The following is a 13,992-nucleotide window of genomic DNA, read 5'->3' on the forward strand; positions in this document are numbered from 1 at the left end:
CATGGACGCGCCTCGCCCGTACACGATCGACCCGGGCACGATGCGCCCGGGGCTCATCCGCCGCCTGACGGCGCTCTCGATCATTCCGGCCAACGTCATGGGCGCGGTCACGATGTTCTTCTACTACAACTACGTCGATCCCCTCGGCGGCGGGAGCGCGCCCGACGCCCTGCACGCGACGCTCGATCACCGAGTCGACGCGGCGCGCGCTCGACCGGGGCCGGAAAGTGAATCTGGTCGCGTGCGGCGCATTGCCCTTGAAGGGGATCGCGGCGCCCGTCGAGGTGTCGGCGGTCGAGGCGTGACGCCGCACCGCGCCGTGTTTTCCTGTTGACGGGCGGCGACGCGCGGTGGGATCGTGCCGGTCATGTCACGCACGACGATCGCGCTGGCATCCCTGCTCGTGGCCTCGCTCGCGAGGGCCAGCGGCAGGTGCAACGAGGGACAGCTCGCCGGCGGGCTGCAGTGCGGGTGCCCCGACGTACGTGCCCAGATCCAGGCGGGCCTCGTCTCGTGCCCGTCGGGCTACGTTCCCGTCGTCTACGATCTCGGGCAACCGTTCGCGCCCGACGCGACGACGAGCACGCTCACGATGCGCGCCAGCGTGCGGTCGCAGTGCCCGACTCTCGAGCGCACGGTCGGCGTGACGGGTCATCTCGTCGTCTGCTGGGGACCGCCGGAAGGGGATTGCCGGCAGATGGTGGTGCCGTACAACTCGTTCTGCATCGACACCGAAGACACGACGCTCGGCGCCGCGTGCAACGGAGCGTGTCAGGACGTGTCGACCAGCATCATCGCGATCATGAACGCGGGCGCGGCGCACTTCCGGGTGTGCCCGCCGAACGACCCGGCGACGTCGTGCCGGTCGACCTCGCCCGGCGGCGTGGAGATCTTCCGCTTCCAGCCCGGCGGCTTCTGCGTCACGGAGGAGTGCGACGGCGCGGCGCCGGGTCCCGACACGTGCGTCGGCGGGTGGGGCGCGACCTACCTCGGCTTCGGCCGGCACCAGACGCAGCGAGGGTGGTACGACTGGCCGTCGGGAGCGTTCAAGGTCGACTACCGCGGCCACCGGCCGGTGTGCGGCGCGCTCGGCGCGTGCATCGGGGACCGCGGGCACTGGACGGGCACCTTCGTCGCCACGCCGTCGCCGACCTCGCCCAACCTGCCGCCGTGCCTCAGCGCCGCCGGCGACGTCTGCAATCCCACCGCCTGTACGCCGTGACGCGCGCGCCGGCGGACGGCGACGTTGCGCCGACCGGCCGGTGCCGGCATCCTTGGGAATTCGATGCTGTCCCTGGCGGGAGTGAGCAAGCGCTACGGGTCACAGATCGTCTTCGACAACGTGTCGTGGGCGGTCCCGGACGGCGCACGCGTGGGCCTGACGGGCCCGAACGGCGCCGGCAAATCGACGCTGCTGAAGATCCTCGCCGGCGCCCTCGAGCCCGACGACGGCCAGGTCGCGCTGCCGAAGGGGACGCGCGTCGGCTACCTGCCGCAGCACATCCTCGGCATCTCGGGCGTCTCGGTCCTCGACCACGCGCTGGCGGCGTTCGCCGAGCTGCACGAGCTGGAGGCGCGGCGCGCCGACCTCGAGCACCAGCTCGCCACCGTCGATCCGCAGGCGGAAGACTACGAAGCGATCCTCGCGCGCTACACGGCCATCTGCGAGGAGTGGGAGCACCGCGGTCGCTACGACATCGAGTCCGAGACCGAGACCGTGCTGCGCGGCCTCGGCTTCGGCGACGCCGACATGGACCGCGACTGCGGGGAGCTCTCGGGCGGGTGGCAGATGCGGGTCGCGCTCGCGCAGATCCTGCTCCAGCGCCCCGACGTGCTCCTGCTCGACGAGCCGACCAACTACCTCGATCTCGAGGCGCGCAACTGGCTCGAGGAGTTCCTCGCGGCCTATCCCGGCACCGTCATCCTGGTCGCGCACGATCGCTACTTCCTCGACGTCGCCGTCGACCGCATCGCCGAGGTACTGCACGGGCGCATCACCGACTACGGCATGAACTACAGCCGCTACCTCGAGGAGCGCGAGACCCGCCTCGAGCTCGCGCGCGCGGCCTACGAGAACCAGAAGGCCGAGATCGAGCGCATCGAGGCGTTCATCTCGCGCTTCCGCTACCAGGCGTCGAAGGCGGCGCTCGTCCAGAGCCGCATCAAGCAGCTCGAGAAGATCGAGCGCCTCCCGCCGCCCGACGGGCACGAGCGCGAGCTGCGCCTGCGGCTGCCCGAGGCGCAGCGCAGCGGCCGCGTCGTGCTCGAGCTCCGGGGCGCGAGCAAGCGCTACGACGGGAAGATCGTCTACGACCACGCCGACGTGACGATCGAGCGCGGCCAGCGCGTCGCGATCGTCGGACCCAACGGCGCCGGCAAGACGACACTCCTCAAGATGCTCGCCGCGGTCCTGGCGCTCGACGGCGGCGAGCGCAAGGTGGGACACAACGTCCGCCTCGGCTACTTCGCGCAGGACCACGCGGAGATGCTGTCGACGACGCGGTCGGTCTACGACGAGATGATGAGCATCGCGACCGCCGAGACGGCGCCGCACGTGCGCGGGCTCCTCGGCGCCTTCCTGTTTTCGGGCGACGCGGTCGAGAAGCGTGTCGGCGTCCTGTCGGGCGGCGAGAAGAGCCGCCTCGCCCTCGCCAAGCTCCTGCTCGAGCCCGTGAACTGCTTCCTGCTCGACGAGCCGACGAACCACCTGGACCTCACGGCGAAGGAGGTCCTGCTGGGTGCGCTCGAGGCGTACACCGGCACGGTCGTGATCGTGGCGCACGACCGCTACATCCTGGACAAGCTGCCGACGCACGTGATCGAGGTCGGCACCGGCAAGGCGATCCTCTACCACGGCAACTACGAGGACTACCTGCACGCCAAGGCACGCGCCGCGCTCCAGCCTCCGGCCCCCAAGGGCCGCGCCGCCAGAACCTGAGGTCTTCTCCGACCCAAGACTGCGTCTTGGGTCGGGAGAACCGAGAGTGTGGCGTCAGAGGCACGCACAACCTGCATGCCGCGGCCGGCGAAGCCGGCGCGGCAACGCTAGCACGCACGAGAGAATTGGTGCGGACAGGACGTGTTGCGTCGTCGTGCTTCAACGCTGCGCGCGTACCTCGCCCTGCCGCGCCGGCTTCGCCGGCCGCGGCATACCGGTCGCGCGTGCCACCAACGCTGCACTCTCGCCCCCGACCCAAGACCTAGTCTTGGGTCGGCGTTCTCTAGCGCCGTCCGCGGCCGACGCCGCGCGGCGTCTGCTGGCCGCCCGGCGGCGGCACGGGCTTCACCGAGACCCGGTGGTTCGGCATCGGGCGGAAGAGCATGGTGTCGGCGACCCGCTTCAGCTTGAGCTTCAGCTCGTGCTTGGAGACCGCGTCGCCCGGCGCCGCGAGCACGGTCTGCAGCGACAGCTCGGTGTGCGAATGCTTCTGGCCGTGCGTCAGCGTCACGTGGAGGCGCTCCTGGCCGGGGATGTCGCGCACCTCGACGTCGAGCCGCCGATCGATCGACCGAGCGAGGTCGAGGAGGATCTTTCGGGCTTCCTGGCGGGCTTCGGCGAGATCGTGCGATTCCATGGGGGCAGGCCTCCACCGGCGGTTAGACCGGAGGGTTCCCGGGCTGTCAACGAGGGGCGCGTCGGCCGTGGCGCGTTTCACCGGGAAGCGACCCGCGCCTCTTCGCTCAGGCGAGAACGCCTTTGCTCTCGAGTCCGGCGTATTCGTCGGCGGACATGCCGAGGAGATCGCGCAGGACGCGGGTGGTGTGCTCGCCGAGCTTGGGGGCGGGGATGCGGATGTCGGCGGGGGTGTCGGGGAAGACGATGGCGTTCATCTCGGCGGGGTGGCGGCCGAGGACGGGATGGTCGACCCAGCGGAACTGGCGGCGATGCGCGAGCTGCGGGTCGTCGTGGACGTCGCCCAGGTCCTGCACCGGCGCGGCGTCGATACCGGCCTGCTGCAGCCGTTCGGCGAGCGTGCCGGCGTCGTGCGTGCGCGTCCAGCCGTCGACGTGACACTCGACCTCGCCGATGCGCGTGAGCCGGCCGGCGAGCGTCGCGAGCGACGTGTCGGTCGCCCACGCGGGCTTGCCCATCGCGTCGACGAGGCGCCGCCAGTCGGCGTCGTCGTGGACGGCGATCGCGATCCATCGCTCGCGGCCGTCGGCGGCGTCCTTGCAGCGGAAGACGCCGTGCGGCACCTCGTGACGCGAGCGGTTGCCGACGCGCCCGAGCGCCTCGCCGTTCGCCGCGAACGTCACGAGGGCTTCGGAGAGGCAGATGATGCCGCCCTCGACCTGAGCCAGATCGATGTGCTGGCCCTCGCCCGTGCGTGCGCGATGCAGGAGCGCCGACGCGAGCAGCAGGGCCGCGAAGCGCGGCGAGAGCGAGTCCGTGATCGTGCCGTACGGGCCCAGGGGCTCGCGATCGGGCCAGCCCGTCAGGTGGTTGAAGCCCGAGAGCGCCGAGCCCTGGCCGCCGAAGCCGGGGTAGAAGCGATGCGGCCCGGTCTGGCCGTTGAGGCACGTGCTGATCATGACGAGGTCGGGACGCTCGCGGACCAGGGTCGCGTAGTCGAGGCCCCATTTCTTCATCGCGCCCGGCGCGAAGTTCTCGGCGACCGCGTCCGCCCGGAGAGCGAGGCGCTTCGCGACCGCGACGCCTTCGGGCATGGACAGGTTCAGCGCCACCGAGAGCTTGTTCACGTTGAGGACGGCGAAATGCTCGGCGGCGTCGAGCCCGCCCGGCGTGTTCGGCGTCAGCTTCAACGTCCGCAGGAAGTCGGGCCGTGCCTTCGACTCGATGCGGATCACGGTCGCGCCGCAGTCGGCGAAGTAGCGCGTGGCGACGGGCCCCGCCGCGCCCGCGCCCATCTCGAGGATCGTCGTGCCGCCGAAGATGTCCATCAGCACACCCCCGCCGCGCGCAGCTCGACCACCATCGCCTCGGTGACGCCGATCTCCGCCAGCACGTCGCGCGTGTGCTCGCCGAGCCGCGGCGCCGGCCGCCGGATGCCGACCGCCGCGCCGCCCGACGCCGACGTCGTCTTCGCGAACGATCCCGGGTAGCGCAGCCGGCCACGCCCGGGGTTGTCGATCTCGACGAAGAACTCGCGCGACGCGAGCTGCTCGGACGCGTCGATCTCGCGCGCCGTGTTCGCCGGTGCGAGCATGAGGTTGCGTTCGACGGCGGCGCGGAACAGCTCGGTCATGGTCTTCGAGAGGAAGAAGGCGCCGAACTCGGCCGAAAGCGCGTCGACCTCGGCCTGCGTGAGCAGGTTGTGGTTGTAGGTCTTCCAGTCGGTCGCCTTGAGCGCGGCGGACGCCATGCCGTGCTCGTCCATGAGCTTCACCATCGCGATCAAGCCCGGAACGCGCGCCGGGCCGCCACGCAGCGCGAACGAGACGAAGCCGTCCTTGCACGGCCATATCTCACGCTGCTCGCTCTTCGGCTGGCGGAAGAACGCTCCCGCGCGGGCGCCGCGGCTGCCGTTCATCTTGAACATGGACGCGGTCGCCATGTTCGGCATGATCATGGCCGCCTGCATGGCGACGTCGACGTGCTGGCCGCGTCCCGTCCGCTCGCGCGCCACGAGCGCGAACGTGACCGCGAGCGCCGCCTCGATGCTGGCGTGATAGTACGCGACCGGCAGCGAGCAGCGCACCGGCGCGCGATCCGGATCGCCGGTGCAGTGCAGGTTGCCGGAGGTGGCGAGCGTGGTGAGGTCCGAGCCCCGCCAGCCCGCATACGGCCCGCTCTGTCCCCACGGCGTGAGCGAGCACAGCACCAGGCGCGGGTTGCGGGCGTGTAGCGTGTCCCACCCGAGGCCGCGCGCCGCCATCGTGCCGGGCGCTTCGGTCTCGACGACGACGTCGGCACGCCCGGCGAGCGCGAGGAAGAGGTCACGGCCGCGCGGCGTCGTCACGTCGAGCGTGATGCCCCGCTTGGAGGTGTTGTAGGCGAGCCAGACGAGCGAGCGTTCGGGATCGTCGGCGTGGCCCCAGAAGGGACCGCGGCGCCGGACGGGATCGCCCGAGGGCGGCTCGACCTTCACGACGTCGGCGCCGAGATCGCCCAGGAGCTTGCCCGCGAAGTGGCCGGGCTCGCCGGTGAGATCGAGCACACGGACGCCACTCAGGTTGCCGTTCATCGCGCGCGCTAGCTACCCGCGGCGTCGCCGGGGTGTCAAGGTTCGGTGCCCTGCGATACAAGCCCCGTCCATGCGCATCGGCATCGGCATCGGCGAGATCACCGCGGCTCCGGGAACGATCGACAACCTCGTCGCGCAGGCGAAGCAGGCGGAGGCGGACGGCTTCGCGAGCGGCTGGCTCGCGAACATCTTCGGCATGGACGCCATCATGGCGGCCGCCGTCTGCGCCCGCGAGACCTCGCGCATGGAGCTCGGCACGGCGGTCGTGCCGACGTATCCGCGCCACCCGGTGGCGATGGCGCAGGCCGCGCTCTCGGCGGCCGCCATCTCGCGCGGGCGTTTCAGCCTCGGCATCGGCCTCTCGCACCAGATCGTCATCGAAGGGATGCTCGGCCTCTCGTTCGCCAAGCCGTACTCGCACATGCGGGAGTACCTCCAGGTGCTGTGTCCGCTCGTACGCACCGGGCAGGTGAGTCACAATGGGTCGGAGTACCGCGTCAACGCGAACATGTCGGTCCCGGGGGCGAAGCCGTGCCCGATCCTGGTGGCGGCGCTCGCGCCCAAGATGCTGGCGCTCGCGGGACGGGAAACCGACGGAACGATCACGTGGATGACCGGCCCCAAGACGATCGCCGAGCACACGGCGCCGCGTATTCGCGAGGCGGCCGCGGCGGCGAATCGGCCGGAGCCGCGCGTCGTCGTGGGCCTGCCGATCGCGGTCACGAAATCGGTCGAGGCGGCGCGCGCGTCGGCGGCGAAGACGTTCCAGGTCTATGGCATGCTCCCGTCGTACCGCGCGATGCTGGATCGGGAAGGCCTCGAGGGTCCGTCCGACGTCGCGATCGTCGGCGACGAGAGCCAGGTGGGGGCGGCAATCGAGCGTCTCGGCGCGGCCGGCGCGACGGATCTCCTGGCCGTCCCGTTCACCGTTCAGGGCGATCCGGAGACCGTTCAGCGCACTCGAGCCTTCCTCGCACGCCGCGCACGCGGTATCTGAGCACTCCTCGACGGCCGATCAGGCGTCCGCTCGGGCCATAGAGCCCGATTAACGCGACGCGACCTTGAGCGATATGTACCCCTTGCGGTAACGGAACCTGTCTAGGAGGATGCCCGAATGCGCCCGCTGACCCGACTCCTGTCGACGCTTGCCCTCCTGGGTGGCCTGGGGGCTTCCGCATTTGCCGCCGATTTCCCCCTCGCATCGAGCAAGATCTCGCTGAAGGACGGGAAGAGCCCCTCCAGCCGGAAGGTCACCTTCCAGGCCAAGTACTCGGGTGACCTCGGCAGCATGGACCCGAACTTCGACGGCTCGACGCTGCGCATCTATGGCGGCCCCGGCGAGGGCGACAGCGGGCTCATCCGTCTCGGTCCCAACTGGCGCACGCTGCCGAAGGGCAAGGGCCTTCGCTACGAGGACAAGACCCAGTCGGCGGGCGGCATCCGCTCGATCCTTCTGCGCAAGGGCAAGGGTGGCGGGGGCCGCCTGAAGATCGCCGGCGGCAACGCCGGGTGGGCCTATCAGGTCGCGATGCCGCAGACGGTCGTGACGGTCACGCTGTCGATCTCGGACGCGAAGCTGTGCGCGCAGTTCTCGAGCGTGAAGACGAGGAAGCAGCGCGTCTCCGGCGCCTCGGAGAAGGCGCTCCCCTCCTGCCCGTGCGAGAAGTTCGACAGCACCTGGGATGCGATCCAGACCGCGATCTTCGAGCGCCACGGGTGCACGAACGTCACCTGTCACGGCAGCGACGCGGGCGCGGCGAATTCCGGTGGCCTGAACCTCAGCCCCGACGTGGCGTACGAGAACCTCGTCAACGTGTTCTCCGAGCTCGGCCAGATGGATCGCGTCGAGCCGGGGTCGCCGACGAACTTCAGCTTCCTGTACCGCAAGCTCGCCGCGAAGACGAAGGGCCTGGCTCCCGTTCCAGGCACGCCGATGCCGTCCGGCCTCCCCGCCCTCAGCGACGACGAGCTCGAGGCGTTGCGCCTGTGGATCCAGTACAGCGCCCAGAAGGACGGCGTGGTCGCGGGCACCGAAGCGCTCCTCAACTCGTGCCTGCCGCCGGTGAAGCCGCCGCACCTGGATCCTCCTTCGCCGCCGGTCGCCGGTGAGGGCGTGCAGTATTACGCCCATCCCTGGACCATCAAGCCGCACGGCGAGGACGAGGGCTGCTATGCGACCTACTACAACGTCGCGGACCAGGTCCCGGACGCGTTCAAGACACCGTGCCCCGACTACTGGGGCGGTCCGACCAAGCCGGACGGCATCACTCCGAACTGGTGCTACTTCTACAACAAGAGCGAACTCACCCAGGAACCGAACTCGCACCACTCGATCATCCACATCTACCGCGGTGCGTACGGCATCAACGCTCCGGGGCTCGACCACTACTGTGACTCCGGACCCGATCGCAGCAAGGCGTGCAATCCGGCGAATCCCGGCGTTGCGGCGCCCGACGGCGACGTGTGCGCGGGTGGCGCGTCCTGCGTCGGTGGCTTCAACTTCCACTGCGGCGGCACCAACGACGGAGCGACGTGCGATCCGCGCACGCCCGACGTGTGCGGCGCCGGCGTGAAGTGCCTCGGCGTCTTCAAGTCGTCGCTCGCGTGTCTCACGTTCGGCCCGCCCGACTTCACCGACATCGCCGGTGCGATCAACGGCAACGGCGGATCGAACTCGCCAGCGGTCGGTGGCTCGCAGCAGCCGTTCTCGCGCACGACCTTCCCCGCCGGCGTCTTCGGCATCTACCCCGCCGAGGCCATCTGGGTGTGGAACTCGCACGCGTTCAACACCACCGACGAGTCCACCTACAACCAGCAGTGGCTGAACGTGTACTTCGCGCCCTCCGAGGACCGCGTGCACTACATCCGCGGCATCTTCGATTCGACCGACATCTTCGTGCAGGACGTGCCGCCGTTCGAGGAGCGGGAGTATTGCCGCTCGATCACGTTCCCCGTCGGCACGCGACTCTTCGAGTTCTCGTCGCACACGCACGCGCGCGGGCGGCTCTTCCGCATCTGGGGTCCCGGCATGCAGCCGCACTGCCGCAGCACGAAGGCGAACCCCGGCCTGTGCAAGGCCGAGACGACCACACCCATCTTCGTGACCACGCAGTACAACGACCCGACGCAGTTGGAGTTCAACCCGCCGCTCGAGCTCGACGACCCGGATCCGACCACCCGGACGTTCAAGTTCTGCTCAGTGTACGACAACGGCTACACCGACCCGAACGACGTGAAGCGGAACTCCGTATCGCCGATTCCGCCCACGTTCGGAACGCTGGCGCCCGGCGGCCCGTGCCTGGTTCCGGGCAACGGCGGCTTCTCACGCGACCTCGGCATCGCCTGCGTCAACGAAGCGAAGCGCGGCCAGCCGTGTGAGGGCGACGCCCCCGGGTTCCAGGCCGACGATCGCAAGTGCGACTCGAGCCCGGGCGCCAACGACGGCATCTGTGACGCGTGCCCGCTCGCAGGCGGCGTCACCACGCAGGACGAGATGTTCATCCTGCTCGGCAACTGGTACTGCGACCCGAGCGTTCCGGGCAACGGCTGCGACGGCATCTGCAGCGGCGGCGCCACGTGGGGCCAGTCGTGCACGAGCGACGCCGACTGCGGCGCCGGCTCGAGCTGCCAGGGCTACATCAACTGAGATCGCCGGGAGCCCCGCGGCCGCGTGCCGCGGGGCTCCCTTCTTCCTTGACAGGGCCGAATCGTAATTGTACTGACTGGTCAGGTTAATTATGCCTCGCCGCGCCGCCGTTCGCTCCAGCGCCACTCGCCCGATCGTACGCCGGCGCGAGCGCGGTCGACAGGAGCGCGGCGTGCGCACCGAGGAGGCGATCCTGCAGGCGACGCTGCGGCTCGTCGCCGCGCGCGGCATCCACGGCATGTCGCTCGACCTCCTCGCCGAGGAGGTCGGCGTCGCGAAGAGCTCGATCCTCTGGCACTTCGGCTCGAAGGAGGAGCTGCTCCTGCGCGTCGCCGAGCGCGTGCTCGAAGAGGTGGCGCATGGCCCGGCGCGCGAGATCCTGGCGCTGCCGACGCTCGGCGCGCGCGAGGACGCGACCTGGCGCTTCTTCGCCGAGACGCTGCGCGAACGGCCCGAGCTGCGCCGCCTGGTCCTGTGGCTCCTCTTCGAATGCGTCGAGGAGCGCCCGGAGCTGCGGACGCGTCTCCAGCAGCTCTACCGGTCGATCCGCGACATGTTCGAGGCGGGTCTGCGCGAGATCGTTCCCGACGCCGCGCAGCGCCGGCGCCTCGCCATCATCACGGTCGCGACCTTCGACGGCATCTTCCTGCAGTGGCTCCTCGAGCCCGACGCGATCGACATCGAAGCGCTGCACCGCGAGCTGCGGGCGCTCAACGAGCGTACCCACCCGGTGCGCCGACGAAAGGACGGCTGACATGGACCAGACGAACCAGATGCCGGTGGACCTGACGGCGTTCCGCGAAGTCGTACGCCATCCGCAGGCCCACGCGGTGATCCTCGGCAACTACCGCATCGGCGAGTACGCCGGCGTCGTCGCGCTCCGCCGCCTCCTGGGCGAGATGCAGCCCGAGGGCAAGCTGCACGCCGCGATGGAGATCCACTATCGCGACGAGGATCGGCACTCGAAGCTCTTCACGGACTGGATGCAGCGCATCGGCGTCGAGCCGCCGCCCCTGCCGACCGAGGTCGAAGGCTACTTCGCGAACAGCCCGGAGGAGTTCCAGCAGCAGCGCAAGCTGGTCGAGACGCTGCCGCCCGAGATGCGACGGATCCTCGTGTTCGCCGGGATCAACGCGATCGAGCGGCTCGCCTACAACCAGTTCGAGAACCACCTCCTCTGCCTCGATCGTCGTGAGGACATCGACGCGCTCAAGAGCGTCATGGACGAGGAGAAGTTCCACCTCTCCTACGTCGAGCACGAGCTCGATCGCCAGTGCAAAGGCGAGTTCGGCGGCTTCGTGACCCAGGCGCTCGAGCAGGCGCGCGCACAGTTCGCGATCTTCCAGCAGACGCGGCGCGCGCAGGCGGCGCAGGCCATCGAGCGCGTGCTCGGCGGCGGCGCCTGAGCACAGCGAAGGAGGCCACGATGCAGTTCGGCATCTTCTACGAGCACCAGCTCCCGCGACCGTGGGCGCAGGGCACCGAGCAGCGGCTCTTCCAGGAGGCGCTCGACCAGGTGGAGCTCGCCGATCGCCTCGGCATCGACTACGCCTGGGAGGTCGAACACCACTTCCTCGAGGAATACTCGCACTCCTCGGCGCCCGAGGTGTTCCTGGCCGCGTGCAGCCAGCGCACGAAGCGCATCCGCCTGGGCCACGGCATCACGCTCCAGCCACCGGGCTACAACCATCCGGCGCGCGTCGCCGAGCGCATCGCGACGCTCGACCTCGTGTCGAACGGCCGCGTCGAGTGGGGCACCGGCGAGTCGAGCTCGCGCATCGAGCTCGAGGGGTTCGGCGTCCCCTACATGGAGAAGCGCGACATGTGGGAGGAGGCCGTGCGCGAGACGGCCAAGATGATGTCGATGAGCCCGTACCCCGGCTACGACGGGAAGTACTTCTCGATGCCGTGCCGGAACGTGGTGCCGAAGCCCGTGCAGACGCCGCATCCGCCGCTCTGGGTCGCGTGCTCGAACCGCGACACGATCAAGCTCGCGGCCCGCCTCGGCATCGGCGCGCTCACCTTCGCGTTCATCGACCCGGCCGAGGCCAAGTACTGGGTCGACGAGTACTACGAGACCTTCAAGCGCGAGTGCACGCCGCTCGGCCGCGCGGTGAATCCGAACATCGCGATGGTGACGGGCTTCATGTGCCACGAGGACAGCGAGACGGCCGTGGCGCTCGGGCTCGAGGGCTTCAAGTTCTTCGGCTTCGCGCTCGCGCACTACTACATCACCGGCACGCACGTCCCGGGCCGCACGAACATTTGGGACCTCTTCAAAGCCGCGCCCCCGTTCCCCACCGTGCCGACCGGCGGCATCGGCAACCCCGACGAGGTGCGGGCGAACCTCGAGACCTTCGAGAAGGTCGGCGTCGACCAGGTGATCTTCATCCAGCAGGGCGGCAACAACCGGCACGAGGACATCTGCTCGTCGCTCGAGCTCTTCGCGTCGCGCGTGCAGCCCGGCTTCAAGGAGCGGCACGACGCGAACCTGCGCCGCAAGAGCGAGGAGCTGGCGCCGTACGTGGCGAAGGCCATGGCCAAGATCCCGCCGCTCGACGCCGCGCGGGAAATCGAGCCGCTCGAGTCGTATCCGGTGCTCATGGCCCGGCTCGGCGTCGACATCACGCAGCTCCCGCAACGCCGCAACATGGGGCCGGCGGTGCAGCAGGTCGAGCAGGCGCTCGCCGGCGAGCGGCCGACCGCATGAGCCGCCGCGACGGGCGTGCGGCGCGCAACCCGCACGTCCGCCGCGCTTGACCCCCGGCCGCGCACTCGTTAGCTCGGCCCGATGTCTTCCGTTCCGGAGTTCGGCACCGGGCTACCGGCGATCCAGCAGATTCCGTCGCGCGTCCGCCCCTGGGAGCAGGAGGTCGACGGCGCGAAGATCCTCGACGCCGCACGCGCCGCCGAAGCCGCCGGCTTCGCCTGGGTGTCGTGCAGCGACCACCCCGCCATCCCCGTCTCGCGCGCCCAGGCGATGGGCCCGACGTGGTACGACGCTGGCAGCACGCTCGCGTTCGTCGCCGGCGTCACGACGCGCATCCGCTTGATGCCGCACGTGCTCGTGCTGCCGTATCGCCACCCGCTGGTGATCGCGAAGCAGTACGGCACGCTCGACCACCTCTCCGCGGGCCGCGTGATCGTCGGCGTCGGCAGCGGCCACCTGAAGCCCGAGTTCGCGACCCTGCGCGCCGACTACGAGAACCGCGGCAAGATCACCGACGAGTACCTGAGGGCGCTCGCGGCGGCCTGGGAGCACGACGTCGCGCACTTCGACGGCGAGTTCATCTCGTTTCGCGACATGATGGTGTGGCCGCGCCCGGTCCAGAAGCCGCGCCCGCCGTTCTGGGTGGGCGGCAACTCGAACGCCGCCGTGAAGCGCGCCGCGCGTCTGGCCGACGGATGGATTCCGTGGGAGCTCACGGCCGAGGACTTCGCGGCCAAGGCCGCCTACGCGCGCCACCTGCGCCACGACGCCGGCCGATCGGACGCGTTCCAGCTCGTGGCGCCGCTCGCGGCACCCGCGGGCGTCATTGCCGACAAGGTGCTCGCCGACGTCAACCGTTGGCGCGAGGCCGGCGCGACCGCGTTCCACGTCGGCGTCGGCGCCGACAGCTGGCCGCAGTACCTCGACCGCCTGGCGTGGTTCGGCCGCTCCGTGATCGCGCGCGTGAGCTGAGGCGTCTGCATGCCGCGCAACGTCGAGATCAAGGCGCGCCTCGCCGATCTCGCCGCCGCGCGCGCGATCGCCGACCGCGTGGGAGCGCGCTTCACCTGGGCCGACGACCAGGTCGACCGATACTTCGAGCTGGACGGCGGCCGGCGCGTGAAGCTCCGCACGACCGGCCGCGGCGCCGAGCTGATCCGCTACGATCGACGCGAGGACGCCGGCGTGCGCGTGAGCGCGTACGAGGTCTCTCCCGTGCGCGACGCCGAGGGGGAAGCATGCCTCGTGCCGACGACACGTCCGCTCGTGACGGTTCGCAAGCGGCGCGAGCTGTGGCTCCTGGACAACGTCCGCATCCACCTCGACACGGTCGACGGGCTCGGGACGTTCCTCGAGCTCGAGGCCGTCGTCGACGCGACGCACGACGAGGCGCGCTGCCGCGCAGCGGTCGATCGGCTGCTCGACGCCTTCGGACTCTCCGAAGCCGCGTGTCTGCGCGCGTCGTACGGCGACCTCCTGCGAGCGTGACG

At 70.1% G+C, this 13,992-nt stretch carries 13 protein-coding genes; 10 read left to right on the plus strand and 3 right to left on the minus strand.

Going from position 1 to position 13,992, the window contains the following annotated elements:
* Window position 1 precedes the first annotated feature (1 nt).
* The 3 genes from VMS22_15245 (at window position 2) to VMS22_15255 (ending at window position 2,938) form a co-directional block, all read left to right on the plus strand.
* Window positions 2–334 carry a hypothetical protein gene (locus tag VMS22_15245; protein ID HXJ35387.1) on the plus strand — a complete coding sequence of 111 codons (333 nt, stop codon included), beginning with the start codon at window positions 2–4 and terminating at the stop codon, window positions 332–334.
* A gap of 33 nt (window positions 335–367) precedes the next feature.
* Window positions 368–1,222 (plus strand): hypothetical protein, encoded by an 855-nt coding sequence (locus tag VMS22_15250; protein HXJ35388.1) that lies wholly within the window; start codon window positions 368–370, stop codon window positions 1,220–1,222.
* An 81-nt stretch (window positions 1,223–1,303) separates the two neighbouring features.
* Complete coding sequence (locus tag VMS22_15255) at window positions 1,304–2,938, plus strand: ABC-F family ATP-binding cassette domain-containing protein (GenBank protein HXJ35389.1); 1,635 nt, start codon at window positions 1,304–1,306, stop codon at window positions 2,936–2,938.
* Window positions 2,939–3,221: 283 nt separating this feature from the next.
* Here VMS22_15255 and VMS22_15260 read toward each other — a convergent pair whose 3' ends face one another.
* From VMS22_15260 to VMS22_15270, 3 genes are all read right to left on the minus strand, one after another.
* Window positions 3,222–3,575, minus strand: coding sequence for a hypothetical protein (locus VMS22_15260; protein ID HXJ35390.1), 354 nt, complete (start codon window positions 3,573–3,575; stop codon window positions 3,222–3,224).
* A gap of 106 nt (window positions 3,576–3,681) precedes the next feature.
* Window positions 3,682–4,902, minus strand: a complete 1,221-nt coding sequence (locus VMS22_15265) for a CoA transferase (protein ID HXJ35391.1) — start codon at window positions 4,900–4,902, stop codon at window positions 3,682–3,684.
* The gene (locus VMS22_15270; protein HXJ35392.1) at window positions 4,902–6,146 is read right to left on the minus strand and encodes a CoA transferase; all 1,245 of its coding nucleotides are present in this window, start codon (window positions 6,144–6,146) and stop codon (window positions 4,902–4,904) included. Before VMS22_15270 ends, VMS22_15265 begins: the two co-directional genes overlap by 1 nt.
* A gap of 70 nt (window positions 6,147–6,216) precedes the next feature.
* On the opposite strand from VMS22_15270, the gene VMS22_15275 reads away from it, so the two are divergent.
* The 7 genes from VMS22_15275 to VMS22_15305 all read left to right on the plus strand — a co-directional run bounded on the left by VMS22_15275 (window position 6,217) and on the right by VMS22_15305 (window position 13,990).
* Complete coding sequence (locus VMS22_15275; protein HXJ35393.1) at window positions 6,217–7,143, plus strand: TIGR03564 family F420-dependent LLM class oxidoreductase; 927 nt, start codon at window positions 6,217–6,219, stop codon at window positions 7,141–7,143.
* Window positions 7,144–7,260: 117 nt separating this feature from the next.
* Window positions 7,261–9,792: a hypothetical protein gene (locus VMS22_15280; GenBank protein ID HXJ35394.1), complete on the plus strand. Its 2,532-nt coding sequence runs from the start codon at window positions 7,261–7,263 to the stop codon at window positions 9,790–9,792.
* Window positions 9,793–9,964: 172 nt separating this feature from the next.
* Window positions 9,965–10,546 carry a TetR/AcrR family transcriptional regulator gene (locus VMS22_15285; GenBank protein HXJ35395.1) on the plus strand — a complete coding sequence of 194 codons (582 nt, stop codon included), beginning with the start codon at window positions 9,965–9,967 and terminating at the stop codon, window positions 10,544–10,546.
* 1 nt (window position 10,547) lies between these two features.
* Complete coding sequence (locus VMS22_15290; protein ID HXJ35396.1) at window positions 10,548–11,198, plus strand: ferritin-like domain-containing protein; 651 nt, start codon at window positions 10,548–10,550, stop codon at window positions 11,196–11,198.
* Window positions 11,199–11,218: 20 nt separating this feature from the next.
* A complete protein-coding gene (locus VMS22_15295) occupies window positions 11,219–12,502 on the plus strand; it encodes an LLM class flavin-dependent oxidoreductase (protein ID HXJ35397.1) in 1,284 nt (427 codons plus the stop codon).
* A gap of 81 nt (window positions 12,503–12,583) precedes the next feature.
* Window positions 12,584–13,474, plus strand: coding sequence for an LLM class F420-dependent oxidoreductase (locus tag VMS22_15300; GenBank protein HXJ35398.1), 891 nt, complete (start codon window positions 12,584–12,586; stop codon window positions 13,472–13,474).
* 9 nt (window positions 13,475–13,483) lie between these two features.
* On the plus strand, window positions 13,484–13,990 hold the full coding sequence (locus VMS22_15305) for a class IV adenylate cyclase (protein HXJ35399.1): 507 nt from the start codon (window positions 13,484–13,486) through the stop codon (window positions 13,988–13,990).
* Window positions 13,991–13,992: the final 2 nt, after the last annotated feature.

The sequence above is a fragment of the Candidatus Eisenbacteria bacterium genome (genome assembly GCA_035577985.1).
Classification (GTDB): Bacteria; Desulfobacterota; Binatia; order DP-6; family DP-6; genus DATJZY01.